At 66.4% G+C, this 25935-nt stretch carries 26 protein-coding genes and 1 pseudogene; 6 read left to right on the forward strand and 21 right to left on the reverse strand.

The annotated features are described in order from the left end of the window. Positions 1–65: 65 nt before the first annotated feature. The 3 genes and pseudogenes from DID98_RS19430 to DID98_RS36325 all read right to left on the reverse strand — a co-directional run. Positions 66–1313 (reverse strand): MFS transporter, encoded by a 1248-nt coding sequence (locus DID98_RS19430; RefSeq protein WP_124571239.1) that lies wholly within the window; start codon positions 1311–1313, stop codon positions 66–68. Positions 1314–1539: 226 nt separating this feature from the next. Continuing rightward, positions 1540–1869 carry an H-NS family nucleoid-associated regulatory protein gene (locus DID98_RS19435; protein WP_044847685.1) on the reverse strand — a complete coding sequence of 110 codons (330 nt, stop codon included), beginning with the start codon at positions 1867–1869 and terminating at the stop codon, positions 1540–1542. Positions 1870–2235: 366 nt separating this feature from the next. Then, positions 2236–2412: pseudogene (locus DID98_RS36325) on the reverse strand (RNA-directed DNA polymerase); the annotation flags it as partial. Positions 2413–2601: 189 nt separating this feature from the next. Between DID98_RS36325 and DID98_RS19445 the strand changes: the two are divergent. Next, complete coding sequence (locus DID98_RS19445) at positions 2602–2973, forward strand: DUF3564 family protein (RefSeq protein ID WP_124571240.1); 372 nt, start codon at positions 2602–2604, stop codon at positions 2971–2973. 70 nt (positions 2974–3043) lie between these two features. Here DID98_RS19445 and DID98_RS19450 read toward each other — a convergent pair whose 3' ends face one another. Beyond that, on the reverse strand, positions 3044–3625 hold the full coding sequence (locus DID98_RS19450) for a hemerythrin domain-containing protein (RefSeq protein WP_124521235.1): 582 nt from the start codon (positions 3623–3625) through the stop codon (positions 3044–3046). Between the two features lie 519 nt (positions 3626–4144). Here DID98_RS19450 and DID98_RS19455 point away from each other — a divergent pair. Then, positions 4145–4759, forward strand: a complete 615-nt coding sequence (locus tag DID98_RS19455) for a cytochrome c (RefSeq protein WP_124571241.1) — start codon at positions 4145–4147, stop codon at positions 4757–4759. A gap of 456 nt (positions 4760–5215) precedes the next feature. On the opposite strand, the gene DID98_RS19460 is transcribed toward DID98_RS19455, so the two are convergent. The 8 genes from DID98_RS19460 to DID98_RS19495 all read right to left on the reverse strand — a co-directional run bounded on the left by DID98_RS19460 (position 5216) and on the right by DID98_RS19495 (position 12431). Beyond that, on the reverse strand, positions 5216–6160 hold the full coding sequence (locus DID98_RS19460) for an SDR family oxidoreductase (protein WP_124571242.1): 945 nt from the start codon (positions 6158–6160) through the stop codon (positions 5216–5218). Positions 6161–6321: 161 nt separating this feature from the next. Continuing rightward, the gene (locus DID98_RS19465; protein ID WP_044847690.1) at positions 6322–6735 is read right to left on the reverse strand and encodes a DoxX family protein; all 414 of its coding nucleotides are present in this window, start codon (positions 6733–6735) and stop codon (positions 6322–6324) included. Between the two features lie 451 nt (positions 6736–7186). Continuing rightward, complete coding sequence (locus tag DID98_RS19470; RefSeq protein WP_124571243.1) at positions 7187–8035, reverse strand: SDR family NAD(P)-dependent oxidoreductase; 849 nt, start codon at positions 8033–8035, stop codon at positions 7187–7189. A 41-nt stretch (positions 8036–8076) separates the two neighbouring features. Further along, positions 8077–8910, reverse strand: coding sequence for an oxidoreductase (locus DID98_RS19475; RefSeq protein WP_124571244.1), 834 nt, complete (start codon positions 8908–8910; stop codon positions 8077–8079). Positions 8911–9022: 112 nt separating this feature from the next. Next, positions 9023–9640, reverse strand: coding sequence for an START domain-containing protein (locus tag DID98_RS19480; protein WP_124571245.1), 618 nt, complete (start codon positions 9638–9640; stop codon positions 9023–9025). A 108-nt stretch (positions 9641–9748) separates the two neighbouring features. Further along, positions 9749–10693, reverse strand: a complete 945-nt coding sequence (locus DID98_RS19485; RefSeq protein ID WP_260428095.1) for a patatin-like phospholipase family protein — start codon at positions 10691–10693, stop codon at positions 9749–9751. A gap of 41 nt (positions 10694–10734) precedes the next feature. Continuing rightward, entirely contained in the window at positions 10735–11409 is a 675-nt protein-coding gene (locus tag DID98_RS19490) for an NAD(P)H-binding protein (RefSeq protein WP_124488077.1), read from the reverse strand. 11 nt (positions 11410–11420) lie between these two features. After that, positions 11421–12431 (reverse strand): AraC family transcriptional regulator, encoded by a 1011-nt coding sequence (locus tag DID98_RS19495; protein WP_124571247.1) that lies wholly within the window; start codon positions 12429–12431, stop codon positions 11421–11423. A 344-nt stretch (positions 12432–12775) separates the two neighbouring features. Here DID98_RS19495 and DID98_RS19500 point away from each other — a divergent pair, with 344 nt between their 5' ends. After that, complete coding sequence (locus tag DID98_RS19500) at positions 12776–14044, forward strand: alginate lyase family protein (protein ID WP_260428096.1); 1269 nt, start codon at positions 12776–12778, stop codon at positions 14042–14044. Positions 14045–14270: 226 nt separating this feature from the next. On the opposite strand, the gene DID98_RS19505 is transcribed toward DID98_RS19500, so the two are convergent. From DID98_RS19505 to DID98_RS19515, 3 genes are all read right to left on the reverse strand, one after another. After that, on the reverse strand, positions 14271–15254 hold the full coding sequence (locus tag DID98_RS19505; protein WP_260428097.1) for a lysozyme inhibitor LprI family protein: 984 nt from the start codon (positions 15252–15254) through the stop codon (positions 14271–14273). A 319-nt stretch (positions 15255–15573) separates the two neighbouring features. Continuing rightward, positions 15574–16695 carry a Fic family protein gene (locus DID98_RS19510; RefSeq protein ID WP_221622529.1) on the reverse strand — a complete coding sequence of 374 codons (1122 nt, stop codon included), beginning with the start codon at positions 16693–16695 and terminating at the stop codon, positions 15574–15576. Positions 16696–16798: 103 nt separating this feature from the next. Continuing rightward, on the reverse strand, positions 16799–17716 hold the full coding sequence (locus DID98_RS19515) for a LysR family transcriptional regulator (protein WP_124488080.1): 918 nt from the start codon (positions 17714–17716) through the stop codon (positions 16799–16801). Positions 17717–17843: 127 nt separating this feature from the next. Here DID98_RS19515 and DID98_RS19520 point away from each other — a divergent pair, with 127 nt between their 5' ends. Continuing rightward, positions 17844–18569, forward strand: coding sequence for a pirin family protein (locus DID98_RS19520; protein ID WP_124488081.1), 726 nt, complete (start codon positions 17844–17846; stop codon positions 18567–18569). Between the two features lie 61 nt (positions 18570–18630). Next, positions 18631–19233 carry an NAD(P)H:quinone oxidoreductase gene (wrbA, locus tag DID98_RS19525; RefSeq protein ID WP_044847700.1) on the forward strand — a complete coding sequence of 201 codons (603 nt, stop codon included), beginning with the start codon at positions 18631–18633 and terminating at the stop codon, positions 19231–19233. Between the two features lie 166 nt (positions 19234–19399). Here wrbA and DID98_RS19530 read toward each other — a convergent pair whose 3' ends face one another. The 6 genes from DID98_RS19530 to DID98_RS19555 form a co-directional block, all read right to left on the reverse strand. Next, on the reverse strand, positions 19400–19735 hold the full coding sequence (locus tag DID98_RS19530; protein WP_044847701.1) for a hypothetical protein: 336 nt from the start codon (positions 19733–19735) through the stop codon (positions 19400–19402). Positions 19736–19980: 245 nt separating this feature from the next. Then, positions 19981–20715 carry an LrgB family protein gene (locus DID98_RS19535; protein WP_124571249.1) on the reverse strand — a complete coding sequence of 245 codons (735 nt, stop codon included), beginning with the start codon at positions 20713–20715 and terminating at the stop codon, positions 19981–19983. Beyond that, the gene (locus DID98_RS19540) at positions 20712–21083 is read right to left on the reverse strand and encodes a CidA/LrgA family protein (RefSeq protein ID WP_044847703.1); all 372 of its coding nucleotides are present in this window, start codon (positions 21081–21083) and stop codon (positions 20712–20714) included. The genes DID98_RS19535 and DID98_RS19540 overlap by 4 nt, the downstream gene beginning before the upstream one ends. 276 nt (positions 21084–21359) lie before the next feature. Beyond that, positions 21360–22394, reverse strand: coding sequence for an alpha/beta hydrolase (locus DID98_RS19545; protein ID WP_124571250.1), 1035 nt, complete (start codon positions 22392–22394; stop codon positions 21360–21362). Between the two features lie 67 nt (positions 22395–22461). After that, positions 22462–22887 (reverse strand): organic hydroperoxide resistance protein, encoded by a 426-nt coding sequence (locus DID98_RS19550; protein ID WP_011880657.1) that lies wholly within the window; start codon positions 22885–22887, stop codon positions 22462–22464. A 226-nt stretch (positions 22888–23113) separates the two neighbouring features. Continuing rightward, positions 23114–23680, reverse strand: coding sequence for a TetR/AcrR family transcriptional regulator (locus DID98_RS19555; RefSeq protein WP_124488085.1), 567 nt, complete (start codon positions 23678–23680; stop codon positions 23114–23116). 477 nt (positions 23681–24157) lie between these two features. Here DID98_RS19555 and DID98_RS19560 point away from each other — a divergent pair, with 477 nt between their 5' ends. Beyond that, complete coding sequence (locus tag DID98_RS19560) at positions 24158–25846, forward strand: APC family permease (protein ID WP_185640875.1); 1689 nt, start codon at positions 24158–24160, stop codon at positions 25844–25846. Positions 25847–25935: the final 89 nt, after the last annotated feature.

Raw genomic sequence — 25935 nt, forward strand, 5'->3', positions numbered from 1 at the left:
TGAATCGTTGAATTGAACCGCGGCGCGGCACCTGGCTGCGAAACCCGGCCACGCATCGCGCATCGTCATTCGAGGTCGACGCCCTTGAGCTCGGGGATCAGGAACAGCGTCGCGACCATGTCGAGCACGTAGAGGCCGGCGAGCAGCGCGATCGCCGTCTGGAACGAGTAGCGCGCGGCCAGCGCGCCGACCGCCACCGGCCCGAAGCCGCCGACCGCACGGCCGATATTCCACAGCACGTTCTGCGCGGTCGCGCGCGCGGCGGTCGGATAGCCCTCGGACATCAGCGTGCCGTAGCCGCCGACCATCCCGTTGACGAACATCCCCATCAGCGCGCCGGCCCACAGCATCGCCGTCGGGTCCGACAGGCGCGCGTAGGCGATGACCGTCACGACCGAGCCGAGCTGGTACAGCAGGAACGTCGGCTTGCGGCCGATACGATCGGCGAGCTGCCCGAAGGTCCAGACGCCGATCATCATCCCGACGACGGTCACCGCGGTCCACAGCCCCGACTTCGTCAGCGAGAAGCCCATCTGCTTCGACAGGAAGGTCGGCAGCCAGATCATGATCCCGTAGTAGCCGAAGTTCTGGACCGAGCACAGGATCACGATGCCGAGGCTCGTGCGCGCGGTGCGCGCGTCGGCGACGAGCATCCGGAACGCGTTGGCCCGCGGCCGCGTCGCGCGCCGCACGAAGACTTCCGGCTCGTGCAGCCGGTTGCGCAGCACCCATGCGAGCAGCGCGGGCAACACGCCGACCACGAACATCCCGCGCCAGCCGATATGGAGCAGCAACAGCGGCGTCAGCAGCGCGGCCAGCAGCACGCCGGCCTGCCAGCCGAGCGCGACGTAGCACGACACGCGCGCCCGCTTGCTCGCCGGCCACGCTTCGGCCGCGAGCGCCATGCCGATGCCGAATTCGCCGCCGAGGCCGATGCCCGCGATGGTGCGATACACGAGCAGGTCCCGGAAGCCCTGCGCGAACGCGCACAGGCCGGTGAAGACCGCGAACAGCATGATCGTCCAGGTCAGCACGCGCACACGGCCGTAGCGGTCGCTCAGGGCACCGAACAAAATGCCGCCCGCGACGGCGCCGATCAGCGTCCACGTGACGAGCGCGCCGCCCTGCCCGGGCGTCAGCTGCAAAGCCGCGGTGATCGCCGGCAGCATGAAGCCGAGGATCAGCAGGTCGAAGCCGTCCATCGCGTAGCCGATCGCCGAGCCGGCCAGCGCCTTCCACGCGTACGCCCCGACCTGCCCGCCGCGCGGCGCCGCCGGATCGTCGAGCGCCGAAGATTTCATGTTTGCTGCCATGGTGTCCCGCCGGAAATGTCCGGGCGACATTCTAAAGCCTGTTCCCGCGCATGACGGGCCCGTGCACGGGCGCACGCAGAACGCGCCGCGCTGCCCGCTTCCGGGAACGGAAGCGGGCAGCGGCGGTAATGAATTTGAAAGATGTTGAAGCCGGCGATCCCGCAGCAGGCTGGGACACCGAAAGAACGGGATGAAACGGGAGTGGTGAGGCCGGCGCGGTGCTGACTCAGCCCTGATCGTCCCCGGGCCACCAGGTTTTGGCCTCGCGGTCGACGAGCAGCGTATCGAGATCCCGGCCTTCGAGCCATTTGGGTCGCGGGCCGCGGCCCGACCACGAGCGGCCGGTCGTCGGATCGTAATACTTGGCAGGCGCCTTGCGTTTTCGCTGGACGATGTAGCCGAGGGCGCTCAGCACTTCCTGCTGCGAGATGCCCAACAGCTGGACCTGCTCCCTGAATGCCGCCAGTGCGGCTTGCTTCTCCTTCTGCTTGGCTTCCGACAGCTTGATGTTCAGGTCCCGAAGTTGTGCTTCGAGTTCCTGCAGAGCCTGGGTCATGTATTCATCCTCTTTGGGCATGTTTTTATTCAAAAAACCTCCGATGGCAGAACCTATCACGAAGTTCCGCCAATCTGTGTTGCGATGTGTGAATCGTTTGCCGGCATCTGTAAGGGTTTCGAAGTGTGCCGAACGCAACACCATCGTCGAAAACCGCATGACATCGGCACGCAACACCTGGCGCGCCGCGTTCGAACGCGCGGCGAGCCTTCGGCGGCGACCTCCTCGCCGCCTGGCGCCGCACCCTGGCACAGGCGCGGCATGGCGCGAATGATAGCAGTGCGCATCCGTCATGTTCGAGGACTTTTGCGGTCCGGCGCACACTCGCCGGCCTTGGCCCGCGAGCCTCGACGCCGGCGCGGCGTTTCACGTGCCGAAGCGGCACCCGTCCCGCGCGATCCGCGCATGCAGCTTCGCACCGCGCGCGGCGCTCAGCGCGCTTGCGTGGGCGACGCGTCCGGCCAGATGTCCGCGGAAATCCGGATGCGCGGCGCGATTCCGCGACGCCGGCCCGTGGCGGATGCAGTTGGTCAGGATCAGGCGGCAGCCGCCGCGACGCTTGTCGTCAGCGTCACGAGAAAACCACGACCGAAGTCGTCGAGCCAGCGATCGTCGATGGCCGTCATGCCCGTTGACCGCTTGACGTGCGTCAAGGCCGGGCGCACGGCCAAACCTAGACTGGACCCATGCCCTCTCACCGGATGTCGCAGTCACTCATCACAGGAATCCGCCATGCGCATCACCGTTCATCTCGACACGTTCGCGCATGCCGGCCCGTCGGCGTATGCGATCGTCTGGCTTGATTTCGACGAGCAAAAGTGGTCGTGTGAAGGCCACTACGCGATGGCAATGCCCTCATGGGGGACGCTTGCCCGGACCGGCGACGGCATCCGGCTTGCCGTGCCCGACGCCAGCCGTCCGCTCATCGTCCTTGACGGCTTCGCGTCCGGCAATGCCGAAGCGCCAAGTGTCGGCGCATCCGGCATGGCACGCTGGTACCCGCATGCCCATCACGCGCCGGATGCCGGTCGCTGGCGCGTGCAATGTCTCGATACCGAGCAGGCCGAACCCGAGCACCGGCTGTTTGCAGACGACGCATGCTGAGTGCGTCGCACACACGGAGCCGGAATCCTGGCTCGGTCGAGGGCCTCGGCCCAGACCCACGCGCGAACCGCTAATCTTCCGTTTCCGGAATCGCATTGACGATCATCGAGAACAGCTTGCCGAGATCGGCTTCGAGCTTGACCCCGTCGAATGGATCGCGATTGGCTCCGAAGGCGAGGTCAAGTTCCGCCCAGTCCTCGTTTGACAGCAAACGTCTCGCGGCCGGCAAAATCAGCGTCTCCTCGGTAAACCGGTGATCCGAATAGAACTCGGCATATTCATCCACCAGCGCCACCAGTGCCGCTAATGCGGGCGCCCCCTTCAACTCGTACCGGGTCAGCGCGTGTTCGAGATTGGTCAACATCCCGTCACCTCGCGCGTGCTGAGTCTCCAGTTCGTCGATCACGCCGTCGAATTCGGAAGCCACATCCCGCAATGGTGCAAACAGGTAGCGCTCCTCTTTCGGATGATGTATCTGCTCGGGGTACTCTCGAATGTAATAGAGCATCGCCCGGAACACCATGAGACCCGGAACGGGCTTGCCAGCCGCAAGCAGATGGACATAGCGCCGCATGCCCTCGACGACGGCAGACAGCCGCTCGTGCTCACGGAGGATGACGGTGATCGCGGCCCGCGGCCCCAACGACGACATACCAGACCTCACGGAAACAGGCGGAATGCACTGGCGATCGCTCGATCGACTCGCTTGCTCGGCGAGCCCGTCAGCCAGTGCCCACAATTTCCATCTTGGTCGGCTGCGGCTCGACATCAAAGTGTGCCGACGCGACGGCCTTGAGGGAGATCAAAGAGTGTGCCGGCCCGGCAACGCGCGAAGTCGGCATGCGTCGGCCGATTCGAACAGGTGCCCTGCCGACTGAATCGCTCGTGCTCGTCATCGATCCGGCACCTGGTTTTCGAGGTCCGGATGCGCTCCGCCGTCAGCGCGATCGTGTGAAAGACGGGCGACTGCGATGGACCGGCAAAGCACCCGCGGCGAGCGGCAAAATACACTCGTATTTGACTTCAATCAAGATATCCGTCTCCGGCGCTCTCACACTGTATTCAGTATCGCTACGCAAGCATGAGGCCGCCAGGGAAGACATCGATACCAACGCAAGCGACCGATACCGGCTGTTTGGCTGTACCGCGGTTCGACTGGAAGCAAAGAAAGATGAACAAGATGTTTTTCTTGCCAATGTCACTGCTACCGATCGTCATCGCGATCGGCGGCGTCCCGTCGCACGCACGCGCCGAGGACGGGGAGCAACTGGCTCGGCAGGTCTGTGCCACTTGCCACGGTGCACGGGGACACAGCGAATCACCCATGTTCCCGCGCCTAAGCGCCCAGACGCCGGAATATCTCACTGTGCAGCTCAAGGGCTTCCGCGAGCACACGCGGGGCGAGACGCATGCGCGCGAGTATATGTGGGGTATTGCGTCGCGGCTCGACGATGCGACGATTGCATCGCTTGCAGCCTATTACTCGCATCAGGAACCGGTGCATGGCAAGGCAGGCAACGCCGCGCTGATGGCCAGGGGGAAGGATATTTTCGAGCATGGCGTACCGGACCGGGGGACCCCGGCATGCGCGTCGTGCCATGGCCCGCAGGGCCAGGGTGCCGGCGCGTTCCCGCGGCTTGCCGGACAACACGTGAACTATCTGCTTCGGCAGATCGAGTTCTTCAAGAACGAGACACGTGCCAATTCCCCCGTCATGACAGCCGTTGCTCATACGCTGGATGCCGACGACGCCAATGCGGTCGCCACATGGCTCGAATCGCAGTAGGGTCGTAAGCGCGAAATCCTCAGCACGTCGCCGGCACTGCTGAATCGATCCACGATTGCGGATGCAACCCACAGTTGCGGACGCAATCACGATGACAGGTGACACGATCAACCCCGATTCAGCTGCGCTCGTCCCGAGCCACGGCGCATGGAACGTGTCGACATCGATATGGATGACGTAACGTTTCGCTTCGTCCGGCAACGCGGCCGGAAAGCAGTCGGTCGGGAACGGGCACGCACGAGGTCGCGCGCGCGATCGCATCCGATACGAAGACACGCCGCGATCGGCTCTCGCTTGCTCGCGTGATTTTTCGAATGCGCCAGGGTATCGGCGAACCGGACGGGCCGCCTTGCGGCCCGGACGCTTCCCCCAAACGGGAATGTTGCGCGGTGTAACGTCCAGCCGCGCCCCGGCGCCGACCGCTGCCACACGTTGCGGCATTGCGGCGCGCCGCGCTTACGGCAGCGGCGGTGCGTCGCGCAACACGGCTTGCAGCCCCGTCGCGAACGGTGTCACATGATCGATCCCGAGTGCGCGCACGCGCGATGCATCCAGATGGCAGTCGTACGGACGCGGCGTCGCATCGGCCGGCGTGTCGATCCGCGCGAGCGCGGCGTCGATGCCGAGCGCGGCCGCGATCCGTTGCGCGATGTCGTACTTCGTCATCGGTTCCTCACCCGACCAATGACGGATGCCCGTGACCGGCGAACCCGCGAGCTGGCGCAGCGTCAGGTCGCGGATCACGTCCGCCACGTCCGGCGTGTAGGTCGGATAGCGGATCGCCCACGCGTCCATGCCGACCGCATCCGCGCCCGCTCGCGCGGACGCGACGATCGCCGGCACGAGGCTCGTGACGGCCGACTCGCGCCAGTCGACGATCGGGCCGTAGAGCAACGGCAGGCGCAGCACGCAGGCAAGCGGCGACGCGGCGAGCAACGCGGCCTCGCCTTCCAGCTTGGTGCGGCCGTAGATGTTCAGCGGGTTCGGCACGGCATCTTCGCGGTACGGCGCGGCCTTGCCGTCGAACACGTAGTCGGTGGAGATGCCGAGCGTCCAGGCGCCGTAGCGCGCGGCGAGCGCGCCGATACGGGCCGGCGCGTCGACGTTGATCGCGCGCGCGGCCGCGGGGTCGCGTTCGCAGACGTCCGGGCGGCGCTCGGCCGCGCAGATGATCACGGCGGCCGGGCGGCGCGTGTCGAACAGACGTTCGAGTGCCGGCTGATCGAGCACGTCGAGTCGGACGATGTTTTCCGGCGGCAATGCGAGGCGCCGTGCGCCCGCGGCGTCCGGGTTCCGGATGGTTGCGACGAGCGTCAGCGACGCTGCGCGGGACAACGATGCGGCGACCGCACGGCCGAGCAGGCCGGACGCGCCGATGAGAAGGATGGTCGGGTGCGACACGGTAGCCAACGATGAGAGCGGATGAGGGGCCCCAATCTATACGAGAACCGGCAACCGATGTCGATTTCGCTCGCCCGTCGACGACGGGCGGATGATGAAACACGGGCCCGGTGCGCTTCCACGCACCGGGCCCGTCGTGCAGCACGAATTCTCGCGCCCGCTTACTTCCGGTCGAACGAATACCGCCCCGGCCCGCTCACCGCGAGCAACAGCAGCCCGCCGATGATGCTGATGTTCTTGTAGAAGTTGATCATCGCGAGGTACTGGTCCATGCCCTGCAGCGCCCAGTAGCGATGCCCGATCAACGCGGTCGCGAGCGTATAGACCGCGAACACCAGCGCGAGCGGACGCGTATAGAAGCCGACCGCGATCAGCGCGCCGCCGACCAGCTCGACCGCCACCGCGATCACCGCCGACAGCTCCGGCGACGGCGCACCCGTCGACGCCATGTACGCGACCGTGCCCGAGAAGCCGTTCAGCTTCTGCCAGCCGAACAGCACGAACAGGATCATCAGCAGCACGCGAGCCGCCAGCAGCAGCTCGTCCTTCTTCGACTCCAGCGAAACGTAACGCATAGCAATCACCTTGATTTGACGGTTTGACGCATTCGGTGCCGACGTCCGCCGCAACGGCGAACCCACGGATCGACAACGAACCCGCCTCGCACGATCGAACCGCGGGCCGGCCGGCCCGCTGCCGAAGAATCCGTCCGGTCGCACCGTCGTGGCGCGCTGCGGAGCGGTTCTGGCGAAGCACGGGTGCAGTCTACTGTCTCACCGGAAATCATCAATCCGTCACAACAAGATTGGCTGTCTCAATTTAGTGGACAATTGTCACGTAACAAACGCGTCATAGGCGGCCGGCGGGGCATCGCACACGAAAGGGCTATCGCGGCTTTCCCTTCCATGCAAAGGCCGCCGGCGATCGGCGGTGGGCCGGCCAGCGCAGCGTCGAGGCCCCCTCGGCCCGCGAATACGCCGGACGGCACCCGCCGGACATGCCGATGGCACCGGCCACGGCATGACCTCAGGTGACGATGGCCTGGCGGATCGAGACGCCCTGGGCCGCATTCGATACGGCCTCCCATTGCTCCCACTCGGCCAGTCGCGCCGCATAGGCCGCGCGCACGACGGGCATGCCCTCGGTGCCCAGGAACAAACGCAACGGCGGCTTGTCCGTATCGACGACCTGCAGCACGGCCTGCGCCGTGGCCTGCGGCTCGCCGAATTCCATGGCCGCACCCCGCGCGAACGCTTGCTGACGCAGCGCTGCGTAGGCCTCCAGCCCCTCGGCGATCTTCAGGGACGCGGGACTCGCGAAGTCGGTCGCGTAGGCACCGGGCTCGATCAGCGTCACTTTGATGCCGAAGTTGGCGACTTCCTGCGCCAGGCTGTCGTGCAGGGCTTCCAGCGCCCACTTGGAGGCGTTGTAGAAGCCGGAAATGGGACCGGCCACGATGCCCGCCACGCTGGAGACGCCCAGGATATGCCCGCTGCGCTGGCTGCGCAGGACAGGCAGCGCAGCCTGGATGACGCGCAGCGCACCGAAGAAGTTCGTCTCGAATTCGGCTTTCACGTCGTCGACCGTGGCTTCTTCGATGGCGGCGACCAACGCGTAGCCGGCGTTGTTCAGCACCACGTCGAGTCGCCCGAAATGCTGGTGCGCCTGCGTGACTGCGTCCGCAACCTGCTGCGCATCGGTCACGTCCAGGGCCAAGGGAAGTACGCGGTCGCCATAGCGCTCCGCAAGCACGTCCAGTGAGCCGGCGTTGCGGGCCGTTGCAGCCACCCTGTCGCCGCGCGCGAGTGCGGCTTCTGCCCAGATGCGCCCGAATCCGCGTGCGGCGCCCGTGATGAACCAGACTTTCGATGTCATATCGCATACCTCCATGTTGGGGAAAAAAGCCGTACGGTCTGTCAGCGCGTCTGACTGAGGATGATGCGGTCGAACATGCGGTCGCCTAGCCAGACGCGCATGCGGATCAGCATCTTGGCGAACTTGCCGGCCGCATAGCGCGTGCGCGGCTTGCGACTGGAGACGGCCTTGGAGACCACGTCCGCGATCACGCGCGGATCGCTACCGGTGCCGTGTCCGTATGTCTTCTTGATCGACTTGGCCACCATCTGCACCAGGCGGCCATACGGGCCGCTGGCCGAGCGCTTGACGATGCTGTCGGTGGCGGCATCACCGAAGCCCGTCTCGATCACGCCCGGTTCGACGATCACGACCTTGATGCCAAACTCGGCCACTTCGAGGCGCAGGCAGTCCGACCAGCCTTCCAGTGCGTGTTTGGTCGCGTGGTACCAGGCCCCCAGGATGCTGTACATCTTGCCGCCCATCGAGGTGATGTTGACGATGTATCCCGAGCGCCTGGCCCGCATGGCCGGCAGCAGGAGTTGCGTGAGCCGCGCGGCGCCGAACAGGTTGACCTCGAACTGGTAGCGCGCCTCGTCGATGCCGATTTCCTCGACCGGCCCATACAGGCCGAAGCCCGCGTTGTTGACCAGCACGTCCACCCCGCCCGTCCGGGACAGGATGAACTTGACGCCGTCGACGATCTCGTCGTCCCTGGAGAGGTCCATGCGCAGCGGCTCGGCGCCGAGTCGCGCCAGGTCGTCCATCTTGTCAACACTGCGTGCAGCGACATAGACCTGATAGCCGTCCTTGATCAGGCGCTGGGCAATGGCCTTGCCCATGCCTGACGATGCGCCGGTGACCAAAGCCGTTTTTCTCTTTCCTGTGGTGGACATGTCGCACCTCGTTTTGTTGAATTGCCGCTAGCTTTTCAGGAAAAGCAGGCCGCTTGCCTCGCGTCATGCGCCAAACGACTTGCGATCCGCGCCGCCGCACGGGGCGCGATGGTCATCGGCCGGCCTCCTGCACACGGCTGCGCAGTGCCTTGAGCGTCCCGTAGGGCGTGTCCACCACTGTCCGGTTGGCCAGCCAGTCGGGAATGGCGCCGCCGGGGGATGCATGCATCTGGTAGGTGACTTTCACACCCTCTGCGTCGGGCACCAGCTTCCACTGACCTTTGGCCTGCGGAATCCGCACCTTGCCCTCGCGCAACGGCAGGTAGTCGGGGACCGCCTCCACGCGCACGGTGACCGCGCCGTCGCCGGCCTTCGTGTAGGTGAAGTGGTAGATGCCGTCGCGGTTGGAAACCGGCCAGGGCGCCTTGTTGTCGAGGTAATGGAACTGCTCGGTGTCGGTGGCCTTGAGCAGTTGGGAAGCGGCCACGTCGGGCATCCATTGACGGTAGGCATCGGCGTCACGCAGCACCTTGACGACGTCATCGGGGGTAGCCCGGATCTGCACCTCGCCGCGGAATTCGCGCAGCGGCGATCCGTCGACGTTGCGCACGTAGACCCTGATGCCATCGGCCTGCCTGGCGAGCGACCAGCCGTCCTGCGCGAAGGTCGTCTGGCTGGCCAGCAGCCCAATCACCAGGGCGGCGGAAAGAAGATTGCGTCGGGCGATCATCGCGAAACCTCATGGAGTGAAGATGCCTTCACCATAGAGGGCCACGCTGCGCAGCGAACTCGCCACGCGCGCCAGAGGGATGGCGATCGGCGCCAGCCTGAACGTGGCTCAGGGCGATTTCGTTCGCGCCTGTGCAACCTGGGCTGCAAGGCCGTGGCGCTGCAAGACCGACCGGATGGCAGGCAATTGCGCGACGACAGCCTCGTAGCCCAGGCGCCGTGCCGTTTCCCGGCCCTCGGCATCATCCATGCCCGCGGGCGCGATCGGCGGAGCGATCAGCACGTCGGCCGACGCGGCCTCCGGACCCGAGAGCAAGCAGCTTTGTGCCTGCGACACACGCAACCACATCGACACCGCCGAACTGGAGGGGTATTGCGGTCCGTGGCAATAGATGTCCACTGCGATCACGACGTCGGCGCCCAGCGCACGCGCTGCCCGCACCGGCACCAGTGCGGCGACGCCGCCATCGACCAGCAGGTGGCCGCCGGCCTGCACCGGCAGTAACACGCCGGGAATCGCGGCCGACGCACGCAGCGCCTGGCCGGCGTCACCTCGCGTGATCACGTAGGGCCGGGACTGGTCGAGGTCCGTGGCGACGGCGGCGAAACGCACCGGGAAGCGCTCGATGGCTTGCCCGCCGACCAGGCCGTTGGCCCAGCTCGCCAGCGCCTCGCCCTTGACGAAGCCGGGACCGCCGAGGGCAACATCGACCAGCGCGCGCATCCGCATGCTGTTGGCCTGCTGCCCGAGTTGGCCGGGCGAGCGGCCCGACGCATAGGCCGCACCGATGATGGCGCCGACGGAGGTGCCCACGACCAGATCCGGGCGGATGCCGGCTTCTTCCAGCGCCTGCAACACGCCGACGTGCCCAAAGCCGCGCAGCCCCCCGCCACCCAGCACGAGGGCCAACCGGGGTCTGGCGGCAAACGGTGCGACAGGCGGCACGGCCGCTGGCGCCTGCAAGACGCCGTCGACCAGCCAGAGGCCCTCGAAGCCGGGCCGCGCCCGCTTCGGCGCGCCGGCACATGCGCTCAGCAGGCTGACCGCCAGCATCCAAGGCAAGCCTGCGCGCAGCCAACGCGTTCCCATCCCGCTCAATTCTGCGCGGCGCCGAGCCGGGCCAGTTCGGCAGAAGGCAGAATCACCACGCCCCGGGACGTGGGAACGGTTCGTACCAGCGCCTGGGCAACGGCCTCGGCGTGTACGGGCCTGTAGGCGCCGGGCAGGATCGGCGCGAGCAGTCTGGCGACGGGGATCGCGATGATCTCGCCGTACCGCGTGGCCTGGCCCAGGCCGTCCCGGTAGTCCAGCAGCAGCGAAGGTTGCGCGATGACCAGCGCCGTGAAGGGCATGGCCTTGAGCGCATCTTCCAGTTCGCCCTTGACGCGGGTATAGAACATGGACGACCGGGCATTCGCCCCTGCGGCGCTGACCAGCCCCACGCGCCGCGCGCCCGCCGCAAATGCGGCCTGCGCCACGGCCAGGTTGGCATCGAAGTCCACCGCGCGGAAGGCCGCCTTGCTGCCGGCCACCTTGATCGTGGTGCCCATGGACAGGTACACCTCGTCGACCTGCGCAAGCGCGGGCAAGCAGCCGAAATCCACCTGGTGGACCTGGAGCCTGGGGTCGCGCACAGCCAGCGGGCGGCGGCTCAGCGCATGGACCTCCGAGACCGTCCGGTCGGCCAGCAGGGCCTTCAGCATCAGGCCGCCCACGAGTCCGGTGGCACCTGCCAGCAGCACTTTGCGTTGTTTCTCTTGCAGGGTCATGAGTGTCGTTCTCAGTTCAGGCGCATGGCATTGCGCGCGGTATCCGGCGTCTGCCCGGTCCATTCCAGGAAGGCGCGGTAAAAGGAGTTGGGATCTTCGAAACCGAGCAGGAAGGCGATTTCGCCGGCAGTCATCGTCGTGCTCCCGAGGTAGTGGCGGGCAAGACTTTCCCGGGTGGTGTTCACCAGCGAGCGGAAATTCTCCCCTTCGTCTTCGAGGCGGCGCTGTAGCGTGCGCTTGCTGAGCCCCAGGCGCTCGGCGGCTTTCTCGATGGTGGCCGTGTTGCCGGGCAGCAGCTCCAGCAGCACCGCACGCACGCGCTCGGCCATCGTGGCTGTGGCGTCCAGTTCGCTGAGCCGACGGCGCAGTTCGGGCTCGAACACGCGCCACATGCCTTCGTTCACGGTCAGGAACGGGCGCAGGGCATCGGTGGCGCCAAAGGTAATGGCCGGACGCTCGCCACGTTGAACGGGCACGCCGAAGAAGCGCTGGTAGCGCGGCGCACAGCTGGCGGGCGGAAGCTGGGGCAGGGCCACCCGCAATGCCTGCACGGGCTCGCGTGTGGCCAGGCGAGCCAGCCGCAGGAAGAACGCGACCTCGGCCACCTGCAGCGAATAGGGCAACTCGGTCTGCACCGACAACCAGCGCGGCGACACCGTCAGCGATCCGGCCTCATCCACGTCGACCTCGAGCCTCATGGGCGCCACAAGTTGCTTGTATTTGGCCAGGCGCTGCACCGCCTGCATCAGGTTGGCACTGCACAGGGCGGCGAACAGCGGCGGATCGAATACCTCGGCCGAGACCATCTCGACGAGGCGCAACGGAAACATGGGGTCGTTCGCTTCCAGCTCCAGCGCGCGCCAGAAGCGGAAGTACTCGTCCGTGTCGAGCCCGCGATCTGCGCGATGAAACAGGTCTTCAGGCAGACGCGCCCTGCGCAGCACGTGGTCGGCCTGCACGCCGAAGTCCTTCAGCAGCGTGCGCCATGCGATATCCAGAGAGAAAGTGAGGTTGCGTGCCATGGGTGTGCACCAAAGGTCGATGATGGCCGGACGTGATCCGGTGTGCGGTAACAGCTTAGCTGTTGAACCGCGATCGGACACATGCAATGCGCGCCAAATCGATCGCAGGATGTGACATTCGAGGGGGGGCGGCAGTTGCACAGGAGATAGCGGGCGGGCGCAAGGCATGCGAAGAATCCAAACGATTCTTTACGGCGTGCTTACTGTCAACCGCCGCGTCGCGATGACCGTTCATACTCGGCAAGGCAGCTTTCTCCCGGCGGCCCGTTCATCGTGCGACGGTCCCGGTTCGAATCCATGCCGGTTCTTTTTCGGCAAGACCGCGCAACCATTATCGGAGCCATATGGCATTTCGTCCGTCCTTGCGAACAGCAGCCGCGCTCCCGGTTCTTTGCGTGGTGATGCTGGGCGCGTGCGCCGCCGTGGCGCAGCACCCTGCCGACGCGACCGTTTCATCTCGGTCGCCCACCGGCACGCAACTGAAGACCGTGCCCGGCGCCCGGATGGCCGGCGCGCCTTTTGTGCACCCCGGCCTGCTGCATACGGCGAGCGATTTCACGCGCATGCGCGAGAACGTCGCCGCGCGGCGGCAGCCCTGGTTCGACGGCTGGCAACGCCTGGTTGCCAATCGGCATGCTTCGCTCGACTGGAAGCCGAATCCGCAGCCGGCCATCTATCGCGGCCGAAACCCCGACCACCCGGAAAATTACGCGACCCTCTTCAATGATGCCGCCGCGGCCTACGCGCTTGCACTTCGGTGGAAGATCACCGGCGACGACGCCTACGCGCAACATGCGATAGGAGTCCTGAACGCGTGGTCACGCACGCTGACGATGATCGGCGGCAGTTCCGACAAGTTCCTGGCTTCCGGTATTTACGGCTACCAGTTGGCGAACGCGGGCGAAATCCTGCGCACGTCTCCCCTGTGGCGCGCCGACGACTTCCGGCGTTTCCAGTCGATGATGCTCGGCGTGTTCTATCCCATGAACCACGACTTCCTGGTTCGGCACAACGGCGCAAGGATCGACCACTACTGGGCCAACTGGGATCTCGCCAACATGGCGTCCATGCTGGCGATCGGGATCCTGACCGATCGCCACGACATCTACGCCGAAGCGGTCGACTATTTCAGGCACGGCGCCGGCAACGGCTCGATCGAACACGTGGTGTGGAAGTTGTATCCGGACGGGCTGGGTCAGCTGCAGGAAAGCGGGCGCGACCAGGGGCATGCCATGCTCGATATTGCGCTGCTCGGGGCGTTCTGCCAGATGGCCTGGAGCCAGGGAGACGATCTTTACGGATATGACGACAACCGGTTCCTGCGCGCAGCGGAATACGCCGCTCGATACAACCTCGGGAGGGACGTGCCTTACACGCAATACACGAACAGCGATGTCACGCAGCCCGTCATCTCGCCGAATTCGCGCGGTAACGAGCGCCCTGTATGGGCACTCGTCTATAACCACTACGTCGTGCTGAAAGGGCTCTCCGCGCCGGACGTGGAGGCCTTTGCCCGCAAGGTCGCGCCGGAAGGCGGCGGAGGCGACTATGGTCCCAACAGCGGCGGCTTCGATCAACTGGGATATGGCACGTTGACGTATACGCTCGAATGACGGGCAGCTGTCGGCGACCAGCGAATCGTGAACCCACGGTTCGCCGCCGAATTTGCCCCACCCCGAGACAGCAAAGGTAGATCTCTTCCGGTGCGGACATCTTGCCGGATGCCGCTCGCATCACGGCCGAGCTTGAAGACAGTCGCCAGGATGGCCGGCCGTCGATCGCGAAGAGCGTTGGCCCAAGACCAGGGCCTCGTCACGCACGGCGCATCCGCCCGCCGGATCACATCAAATCGATCGGCAGCGTCTTGTCGAGATTGTCGTGCCAGGCGCGAATGGTCTTCGGCACGGTCTTTTTCCACGCCGGCACGTTCGAGTAGTAGCGCATGCGCACCTTGTCATGGGCATCGAACACGAGCAGCCCGATCCACAACTCTGTGCCCCGGCGCATCACGATCGCGGCGTTCGTCGTCGCGATGCCGCGCACCCAGTACGACTTCACGTCGGCGTTCAGGCCGTCAAGATCCTGCTCGTCCGCGCTGGTGTTGATCGTATCGACGAGCGTCTGATAGTCGGCGCCGAGCAGCGTGTGCGCGATCGCGTTCTGGTGCGCGTCGGCCAGCACCTTCAGCGTCACGAGGTCAGCCGCCTGGCTCGCCTGCGCCTTCGACGCCGTCACGTACTCGCCCGAATACACGACGCCCGCACCGGCGCCGCAATCGGCATCGCCGCCCTGCTGCGCGACCTGCACGCGGCCGCCCTTGCGGCTGAAATCGAGCCGGCATCGATCCTGGCGAAACGTGCCGCGCTCGCCGCGCAGGTCGATATCGCCGTCGAGTCCACCGGTATTCGCGCCATTGTTGCCGCTCAGTTCGAAATGCAGACGCGGTGCCGTGCCGGTGAACGTCAGCACGCCGCCGAGCGACGGGTTGTCGCTGTCGCGATACCACGTCTGTTGCCAGCGGTCGGCCGCAAGCGGCGCGCCGTTCAGGCTCGCGAGCCGCTCGCGATAGCGATCGCCGAGGCACGATGCATCGTTACCGCAGCGATCGCGCTGCTTGAGCCATTTCAACTGCGTCGCCTTCAGCGCGGCGGTATCGCCGCCTTTCGCGAGCGTGTTCTTCCACACCGCCGCCAGCTGGCCGTCGAGCTTCGACAGCCCGGCGTCCGCGCAGATCGTCTTCTCGGTCGGCGAAGCGGCTTTCGCGCAGTCGAAGCCGGCCGCCTGCGCGGCCATCGGCGCGATCGTCAGTATTGCCAACATCATGGCGGCTCGCGGGCTCACGCTCCGCGCATGCCGGCCGCGAAGCGCGGCTTGCCCTCGCTCGCCGGCGCGAGCATTCGATCGGTTCTGGGTTGTCATGGCCTGGATCGTCGCTGGTTCGCGGGCCTGTAGAAACGCCATGCCCGCAACGTTCGAGGTAAAAATGCCCGGCGCGGCATGCGGCACTCGCCCCGCCCGCCGAAGCGTAACCCGAACCGGGCGCGCCATCCACACCGATCACGCGCACGATGCCTCGGCCTTGCATGTGCACGCCGTGATGGCGACACGCGCGAACGCCTGCAGCGCAAGCACGCGTCAGCCGTCAGCCGTCGAATGGCACCAGTTCGTAACTCGTGCTCCGGCCACCGGACGACGAGCGATGCAGCACACCGCGCGCGACGAGCTGCTCGATATCACGCAGCGCCGTGTCTTGCGAGCACTTCGCGAGGGCGGCCCACTTGCTGGTGGTCAGCTTCCCTTCGAAACCATCGAGCAGGCGATTCATCACCTTGACCTGACGTTCGTTCATCGCGAGGCCCGCACATCGCTGCCAGAAGCGCGCCTTGATCAGGACCGCATCGAGCGTCGTGTGCGCGTGATCGACGGCCCGGCCCAGCGCATCCAGAAACCACGCGAGCCATGCCGTGACGTCCAGCGAACCGCGCTGCGTGCGCTCCAGCACGTCGTAATACGCATTGCGCTCGCGCTGGATTTGCGCCGACAGGCTGTAGAAGCGCTGCGGGCTCCGATCAGCGCGCGCCAGAACCAGATCCCCAAGCGCTCGCGCGATACGGCCGTTGCCGTCGTCGAACGGGTGGAGCGTGACGAACCACAGGTGGGCCAGGCCGGCCCGGATCAGCAAGGGCTCGACCGGTGTCGCATTGAACCACCGCAGGAAGCGCTCGATCTCGTTCGGCAGGCGCGCGGCAGGCGGCGCTTCGAAATGCACGCGTTGCCGGCCGATCGGCCCGGACACCACCTGCATCGGCCCGCTCGCATCCGTACGCCACGCGCCGACGGTGATCCGCGACATCCCGGAATAGCCGGTCGGAAAAAGCGCCGCATGCCACCCGCGCAGTCGGGCTTCGGTCACCGCCTCCGCCGAACGGGCCGTCGCGTCCAGCACCATGTCGACCACGCCCTCGACATGGCGATCAACCGGCGCCAGCGCCCCAATATCGACGCCGAGCCGGCGCGCAATCGACGATCGGACCGATGCGACGTTCAGGTTGTCGCCCTCGATGGCGCTGGTCTTGACGACATCCTCCGTCAATGCGGCCAGGCTGGCCTCATCGCGCAGTGCGAGGCCGACATCCGCCAGTCTCCCGGCCAGCGCACCTTGCGCACGGCTGACATCGGCCAGTGACGTCGCGAGTGCCGGAAGGTCGAAGCGCCAGGCGGGCCAGTCGGACGACTGCCAGATGAAGGTGTAATCTCCGCTCATGATGCGGAGATTATCCCACCGATTCACCGCACGACTCAACAATCTCCGCAAATCCTGCGGAGATTACGCTTCGATTCACCGCACGCGCCGCACGCCCGCGCCTCTACCGCCGCCGGTCCGCGCCGCCGTTCGCCGCCGGCACGGCCTTCCCCAGCCGCTCGGCCAGAAACCCGATGAACGTCCGCAGCGTGACGAATCCTTCACGGTGCTGCGGAAACACCGCGTTCAGCGTGATCGGCGGCGGCGCGTATGCGTCGAGCACCGGCACGAGCGCGCCGCTGTCGAGCGCCGCGCCGACGATGAAATGCGGCAGCAGCGCGATGCCGAGCCCCGCGATCGCCGCGTCGCGCACGACTTCGCCGTTGTTCGCGACGAGCGGCCCCTGCACGTCGAAGGTGCGCGCCACCCCGTCGACCCGGAATTCCCAGCCGACGCGCCGCTCGCGCCCGTACATCAGGCACGTATGGCCGCCGAGGTCGGCCGGCGTCGCGGGCGCGCCGTGCCGCTTCAGGTAAGCGGGGCTCGCGCACGCGATCATCTGCCACGCGCCGAGCGCTCGCGCGATCAGCGTCGAATCCTCGAGCGTGCCGATCCGCAGCACGAGGTCGAAGCCCTCGCCGATCAGGTCGACCCGCCGGTCGGTCAGGTCGACGTTCAGCCGCACGGCCGGATGCGCGGACAGGAATTCCGCGATCAGCGGCGACACGTGCGTGATCCCGAACGACAGCGGCGCGCTGATCTTCAGCGAGCCGTGCAGCTCGGTGCTGCGCACCGACATCGCCTGCTCGGCGTCGGCGACCTCGGCGAGGATCCGCTGCGCGCGCGCATAGAACTCCTGCCCCGATTCCGTGACCGCGAGATTGCGCGTGTTGCGATGCAGCAGACGCACGCCGAGCGACGCCTCGAGCGCCATCGTGCGCCGGCTCACGAACTGCTTGGACAGCATCAGCTGGTCGGCCGCCGCCGTGAAGCTGCCGGCATCGACGGTCGCGACGAAGATCCTCAGGTCGTTGAGTTCCATATTGTCCACTCCATAGCGACAGTCATTATCTCCACGGCCATTTATTTGTCAAATAGATTGACCTAAGATTCATCTCAACGAACGGCCGGGCCCACTTCCGAGGTCCGGCGACATCCAGGAAAAAATCATGATCGAGACTCGTGCAGCAAACCAACGTGGCCGTGCCGAGCATGGCTGGCTCAGCTCCCGTCACACGTTTTCTTTCGCGAACTACTACGATCCCAAGCAAGTCGGCTTCTCCGACCTGCTGGTGATCAACGACGACCGCGTCGCGCCGGGCCGCGGCTTCGGCACGCACCCGCACCGCGACATGGAAATCCTGTCGTACGTGCTCGACGGTGCGCTGGAGCACAAGGATTCGATGGGCACCGGGTCGGTGATCGTGCCGGGCGACGTCCAGTTGATGAGCGCGGGTACCGGCGTGCGTCACAGCGAGTTCAACCACTCGCACGAGACGCCCGTCCACTTCCTGCAGATCTGGGTCGGACCGTCCGAGAAGGGTGCCGAGCCGCGCTATCAGCAGACGAACATCGCGGAAGCCGACAAGCGCGGCAAGCTCACGCCGATCGTGTCGCCCGACGGCAGCGGCGGTTCGCTGAAGATCCGCCAGGACACGCGGATCTACGCGGGCCTGTTCGACGGCGACGAGCGCGCCACGCTCGAACTGGCACCGGGCCGCTTCGCCTACGTGCATGTCGCACGCGGCAGCGTGACGGTCAACGGCGTGACGCTCGGCGAAGGCGACGGCGCGCGCATCCGCGACGAACAGGCGCTGACGTTCGCCGACGGCAAGGATGCCGAAGTGCTGGTATTCGACCTGCGTCCGGTCGAAGTGACGGCCGAGTGGGCATGACGCCTGCTTGGAACCTCGGGCCCCGCTGAAGGCGGGGCCTTCTTAATCGGAGATTCGCAACATGGCCAAGGTACTCGTTCTTTACTACTCGTCCTACGGGCACGTCGAAACGATGGCGCAGCACGTCGCGGAAGGTGCGCAATCGGTGCCCGGCGTCGAGGTCACGCTCAAGCGCGTGCCGGAAACCATTCCCGCCGACCAGGCGAAGGCGATCGGCGTCAAGGTCGACCAGGCCGCCCCCGTGGCCACCGTGGACGAACTCGCGGGCTACGACGCGATCATCTTCGGCACGCCGACCCGCTTCGGCAACATGGCCGGCCAGATGCGCACGTTCCTCGACCAGACCGGCGGCCTGTGGATGAAGGGCGCGCTCGTCGGCAAGATCGGCAGCGTGTTCGCGTCGACCGGCACGCAGCACGGCGGCCAGGAAACCACCATCACGTCGTTCCATACGACGCTGCTGCACCACGGGATGGTGATCGTCGGCGTGCCCTATGCGTGCAGCGGGCTCGTCAACATGAACGAGATCACGGGCGGCACGCCGTACGGCGCGACCACGCTCGCGGGCGCGGACGGCAGCCGCCAGCCGAGCGCGAACGAACTCGACATCGCGCGCTACCAGGGCAAGCACGTCGCGGAACTCGCCGCGAAGCTCGCGTCGTAACGCGAACGAATGCCGCGCGTGCCGGGAAGCCCCCGGGCCGCGGCGCGTGGCGCTTGCGCGGCACACACACGAGCGAACGGCGCCGGTCGAACCCGGCGCCGTTTTTCATTGAACCAACGTCGGCCCTTGCCGGCCGCCTGCGGCCGTTTGCAGCCGTTTGCGGCCGTTACTGGCCCGATGCAGGCGCGGCCGGCGCCGGCGCCGCCTTCGTCGCGGGCGCCTTCTCCACCGCGTTCTGCGGATAGTTGCTCTGGTCGTTGGTGAGCCGGTAGCCGGTGCCCGTGCCGATCGCCTTCAGGTCCTTCGCGTGACGCGCGCGCGCTGCCTTGCGGGCAGCTTTCTTCTGCGCCTTGTCGAGTTGCTTCTGCGTCGGTGCGGATGCCGGATTCTCAATGGGCGCGGACGCCGGATCCTGCGCATATGCCGCCGGCGCCGCGGTCAACAGCAGACCGAACGACGCCGTTACTGCCACTGCCACCGAAACCACGCGAGACTTCGTCATGACCGGTTCTCCTTGTCGATTGTTGGATGTGGGTCGAACGCCGGCCCGCACGCGACGGACGTCGGCGTGCCGCCACGGCGCCGATGCAACGTTAGCCGATCGCTGCACAAATGTCCGTGCCGGTTCCTGAATTCTCCCGATAACGGCCACGATACATCCGCGGCAGGCGCCCGGCGGGCCGGCGCGGTGGGGCGCGGCCATCAGGGAAACCGATAGCATCGCGCGCCGCCGCTGCCCTGCGCCGCTCAGATCCAGCGCGACAGCACCGGCAGCAGGATCGGCACGACGAATGCGGTCAGCACGCCGTTCAGCCCCATCCCGAGGCCCGCGAACGCGCCGGCCTCCTCGCTGACCTGGAACGCGCGCGCGGTGCCGATCCCGTGCGACGCGACGCCGAGCGCGAAACCGCGCACGGCCGGCTCGTCGATGCGCAACGCGTTCAGGATCGCGCGGGCGCACACGGCGCCGAAGATGCCGGTCGAGATCACCAGCACGGCGGTCAGCGACGGAATCCCGCCGATTTCCTGCGCGACGGCCATCGCGATCGGCGTGGTCGCGGATTTCGGCGCGAGCGACGCGATCGTCTGGTGCGACGCACCGAACAGTGCGGCGATGCCGACCGCCGACACGATCGCGGTCAGCGAGCCCGCCAGCAGCCCGACGAGCAGCGGCACCGCGGCGCGCCGCAGCTTCGACCACTGGCGGTACAGCGGCAGCGCCAGCGCGACGGTCGCCGGGCCGAGCAGGAAGTGGACGAACTGCGCGCCCTCGAAATACGTCGGATACGGCGTGTGCGTGATCGTCAGCAGCACGACGATCAGCGCGACCGCGATCAGCACCGGGTTCGCGAGCGGGTTGAAGCGCGCCCGCGCATAGACGGCCTGCGCAATCAGGTAGGCAATCAGCGTGATCGTCAGGCCGAGCAGCGGGGTCGCGGCGAGGTAGACCCAGATCGCGCCGAGTTTCGGGAAGGCCGTCATTGCGTGCCCTCCGCCGCGCCGTCCGCGCGCCGCTGGCGCCGCAGCAACGCGCGCGTGACGAGCGCCGTCACGGCGATCGCGAGCGACGTGCTCACCGCCAGCGCGACGACGACCGCCAGCGCATCGCCGCGCACGCGGTCGGCCGACACCATGATGCCGACGCCGGCCGGCACGAACAGCAGCGACAGATGGCGCAGCAGCTCGAGCGCGGTCGGCTCGATCGCGTCGGCCACCCGCGGGCGCAGCATCACGAAACCGAACAGCAGCAGCATGCCGATCACGGGGCCCGGCACCGGCAGGCCGAACAGGTAGGACACCCCTTCCCCGAGACACTGGAAGGTCAGCAAGACCGCGAACGCCTGCAGCATGAACCGCTTCTCCCGAACGTGGCCGCGTGACCGTGCAGCCGATGGGCCGGCGGCATGCGACGCCGGCGTGGACGATACGCGCGATCGTACCAACAATGGGCGCGGCGGGCACCGCGGGCCATCACGCGATCGGGATCGGCATCGGGCTGCTTCGATCCGGCCGCCCGGGGGCGCGTTTCGACGCCCGTGCCGCCCCGCTCCCCATGCGAAAGCGGCGGACCTAAACCCGCCGCTCCGCCGTTCGCATTCGAACCCGTTCAAATGCCGCCCGCAGCCCTACTTCAGGCGCGTGGCGATTTCGTTGGCCATCGCCTTCATCGCCGCCTTGGTCGGCGCATCCTCGGCCAGCGCGTTCAGCAAACCGAAGTCGTGAATCGTGCCGTCGTAGCGCGTCGTCGTCGCATCGACACCGGCTGCGTCGAGCTTGCGGCCGTACGCTTCGCCTTCGTCGCGCAGCACGTCGAACTGCGCGACCTGGATCAGCGCGGGCGGCAATCCCTTCAACTGCGCGGTGCTCGCACGCAGCGGCGACGCGTAGATCTCGTTGCGTTGCGCTTCGTTCTTCGTATAGGCGTCCCAGAACCACTTCATCATCGGCCGGGTGAGGAAGTGCCCCTGCTGATACGCGTTGTACGAACCGGTATTGAAGTCGTGGTCCGTCACGGGCCACAACAGGCCCTGGAAGCGGATCGCCGGGCCGCCCTTGTCCTTCGCCATCAGCGCGACGACGGCCGCCATGTTCCCGCCGACGCTGTTGCCGACCACCGCGAGGCGGCTGCCGTCGACGCCGATTTCCGCGCCGTGCGCGGCGACCCACTTCGTCGCCGCATACGCCTGGTTGATCGCGACCGGGTAATGCGCTTCCGGCGACGGCGTGTAGTTCACGAACACCGCGACGGCGCCCGATTGCACCACCAGATCGCGCACCAGGCGCTCATGCGTCGGGAAGTCGCCGAGAATCCAGCCGCCTCCATGGAAGAACATGAACACCGGCGGCGTGCCCGCCACGCCCTGCGGACGCACGATCGTGATCGGCACCGACAGGCCGTCCTGCTCGATCGTGCGGTTCGATACGTCGATGCCGGACAGATCGACCTTCGCGCCGCGCTGGGCGTCGACCAGCACCTGACGCGCCTTCGCGGGGCTCAGCGTTTCGAGGCCCGGCCCCTTCTGGCCGTTCAGCACGGCGAGCAACCCGCTGGTCGCCGTATCGGGACGGACGCCGTCGCTGCCGGCGGCAAAGGCGGCGGGGGCGGTGAACAACGCGGCAGCAACGGCAGCGGCGACAAGCAGCGGCTTGACGATCTTCATGATGAAACTCCTTGGCTCAACCGGTGTATGCAATGAATGACGACGGATTACTTCGTAGTACGTGCGATCAGACGAGCGTCAGCGTGACGTCGATGTTGCCGCGCGTCGCGTTCGAGTACGGGCAGACAATGTGCGCGCGGTCGATCAGCGTTTGCGCGGTTTCACGGTCGAGGCCCGGCAGCGAGATCTTCAGTTCGACTTCGATGCCGAAGCCGTTCGGGATCGCGCCGATGCCGACGCTGCCTTCGATCGCGGCGTCCGCGGGGATCGCGATCTTGTCGCGGGCCGCGACGAACTTCATCGCACCGATGAAGCACGCGCTGTAGCCGGCCGCGAAAAGTTGCTCGGGGTTCGCGCCGGCGCCGCCTGCACCGCCGAGTTCGCGCGGCGTGGTCAGCTTCAGGTCGAGACCGCTTTCGGGCACCGTGGCACGGCCGTCACGGCCGCCGGTGGCTTTTGCATGAGCGCGGTACAGCACTTTTTCGATCGACATGACAGACTCCTTTTCAATGGTGAGTAAGTGAAACAGCCTTCCAACCCGGGATCGCGCGCCGACGGCCTGGCCGCCGGCATCACGTTTGTTTATCTACTCATAGATAGACACGTATCCCCAAAAAATGCGGATGATCGAATCCATCCGCCCGATTATCTATCTACTACAAGATAGATAACTAACCCCAACAAAAGGCGGCGAACCGCCCGACTGCCTGCCCCGTCCATCAGGACCGGGTTTTCCAGACGGCCTCGACATCCTCGAGACGCGCCCGCGTATGAAACAGCCGGCTGGCCAGCACGCTGCCCTGGAACGCCGCGTACAACGTGCGCGCCGCCGTTTCCGGCGTGCCGCTGAACTGCAGCGTGCGCTCCTTCGCGCCCTGCGCCAGCAACTCGGCGAGCCAGTTCTCGTTGGCCTTGAAAAAGGCCTGAACCGCCTGCCGCACGCGCTCCGGCAACGATTCGATGTCCGCCGCGAGCATGCCGCACAGACAGATCTGATTGCCGTCGCCGAGCGTTCTGCCGAACAGCTTCGTGTAGAGGCTCAGCTTGACGTCGGCCGGCAATGCCGGATCGATCGCACGCATCGCCGCAAGCACTTCGTCGCTGTACGCCGCCACCGCTTCCAGAACGAGATCGTCTTTCGACGGGAAGTAGTAGTGGATGCTCGACGTCTTCACGCCAACCAGATCGGACAGGTCTCGATAGCTGAAGCCGTTGTAACCGCGCAGCATCATCAGCGTGATCGCGTGGTCGAGAATCTGTTCGCGGACGGTCGTCTTCGTTTCCATGGATCGAACTTTATCTACTCGTAGATAGATAGTCAAGACTTTTTTGTGGGGCGCGATGAAAGGCTCGGCGGGTCCCGGGTGCCGGCTCGCGTGGCGCCGTGCCGCCGCGATTGCTTACAACGCGCAACAGCGTGCGGGTCACGCCGGAGCGCGGCGGCGGGCGGAACTACCCGGACAGGCGACGACACGTGGGCAACGAACGTTTCGAACGATCCGCCCATGCTCGGGTCGCGGCGCACCACTCACCGGACACCATCCCTTCGTTCCATTTTCTTCGTCAACCTAACGAAGCGCGCCCCGCTTCGCCTGCGCGATTTGCGCACATGCGCGCCCGAGCGCGTGCCGGCATCGCCCCTCCGTCGCCGTGCGACGCCGGTTCTCTCTCGGAAGGAGTACCTCTTCAAGAGAGTTGTTTGCGCGTTATTGGCCAACGATCGTTGATCGCATCGTACCCAACCCGACTTGACGGAGACCCCCATGAGTTCCCTCCCTGACAGCGCACCGGCGGATTTCCCCGCCGCGCATGGCGAGACGGCCGGACTTCAGCGCAAGATAAGCTGGACCGGCGCGTTCTGGGTCGCGAGCGGCGTGCCTGCGCTCGTGCTCTTCTCGATCGGCTCCATCGCGGCCACCGTCGGCAAGCCGTCGTGGATCGTATGGATGATCTCGATCCTGTTCGGCTTCATCCAGGCGTTTTCTTACGCGGAGATTGCAGGACTCTTTCCGCACAAGTCGGGCGGCGCGTCGGTGTACGGTGCGATCGCGTGGGTGCGCTACAGCAAGTTGCTCGCGCCGCTGTCCGTGTGGTGCAACTGGTTCGCGTGGTCGCCGGTGCTGGCGATCGGCTCGGGCATGGGCGCGGGCTATGTGCTGAACATGCTGTTCCCGGCCACGGCCGCGATCAACACCTGGCAGATCACGCTGCTCGATCTCGGCTGGCTCGCGAGCGGCCTGTCGCTGCGCATCAACGCGACCTTCGTGATCGGCGCGATCATCCTGCTCACGACCTTCGCGGTCCAGCATCGCGGCATCCTGCAGGCCGCAAAACTCCAGATGATTCTCGCGATCGCCGCGCTGCTGCCGCTGCTGCTCGTCGGCGTCTATCCGATCCTGAGCGGCGACCTGCCCAAGTCGCACCTGCTGCCGCTCTACCCGCTCGCGAAGGATGCGGCCGGCCGCGTCATCGACGGCACATGGAATCTGGCGGGCCTGCAGCTGATGGCGGGCGGCCTGTTCATCGCCGCGTGGTCGACCTACGGCTTCGAGACGGCGGTCTGCTACACGCGCGAGTTTCGCGATCCGCGCCGCGACACGGTCAAGGCCATCGTCTATTCCGGCCTGCTGTGCATCGTGTTCTTCACGATGGTCCCGCTCGCGTTCCAGGGCGCGCTGGGCCTCGGCCAGCTCGTCACGCCCGAAGTGAAGGATGCGGCGGGCAACGTCACGCAGGCGGCCGTCTACGACGGCGTGCTGTCGCCGGGCATCTTCAGCGGCATGGGCGTCGCCGAAGCCATGACGCAGATCGTGCACGTCGGCAACCGGGGCGAGTACATCCTGAAACCGATGCTGGTATTCGCGCTGGTGCTCGCGATCATGACGTCGATGGCCGGATCGTCGCGCACGCTGTATCAGGCATCGGTCGACGGCTGGCTGCCGAAGTACCTGTCGCACGTGAACGAGAACGGCGCGCCGACCCGCGCGATGTGGACCGATCTCGGCTTCAACCTGTTTCTGCTGCTGATGTCCGACTACACCGTCGTGCTCGCGATGTCGAACGTCGGGTACATCATCTTCAACTTCCTCAACCTGAACGCGGCATGGATCCACCGCCTCGACCGCGCGAACTGGCCGCGCCCGTTCAGGGCGCCGCGCTGGCTGCTCGCGCTCGGCACGCTGCTGTCGTTCGTCAACCTCGCGCTGATGGGGTTCGGCGCCGACGTGTGGGGCAAGGGCACGCTGGTCTCGGGCCTCATGTTCGCCGCGCTGATCCTGCCGGTGTTCGCCTGGCGGCATTACGTGACCGACAAGGGCCGCTTCCCGGACCAGATGCGGGAAGACATGGCGTTGTCCGGCAGCATGCAGCCGCGCAAGGCCGGCTATCTGCCGTACCTGACGCTGCTGCTCGGCGTGGCGGTCATCGTTGCGACGCACTGGTTCGCGCCATAAGCGCGCCGTCGCGGTTACGCGCGAATCGAAACGACGCCCGGTTCACGACCGGGCGTCGCGCTTTCGAGCCGGCAATCCGGCGCGGGCGC

It is taken from the genome of Burkholderia sp. Bp8984 (assembly GCF_003853755.1).
GTDB lineage: Bacteria > Pseudomonadota > Gammaproteobacteria > Burkholderiales > Burkholderiaceae > Burkholderia.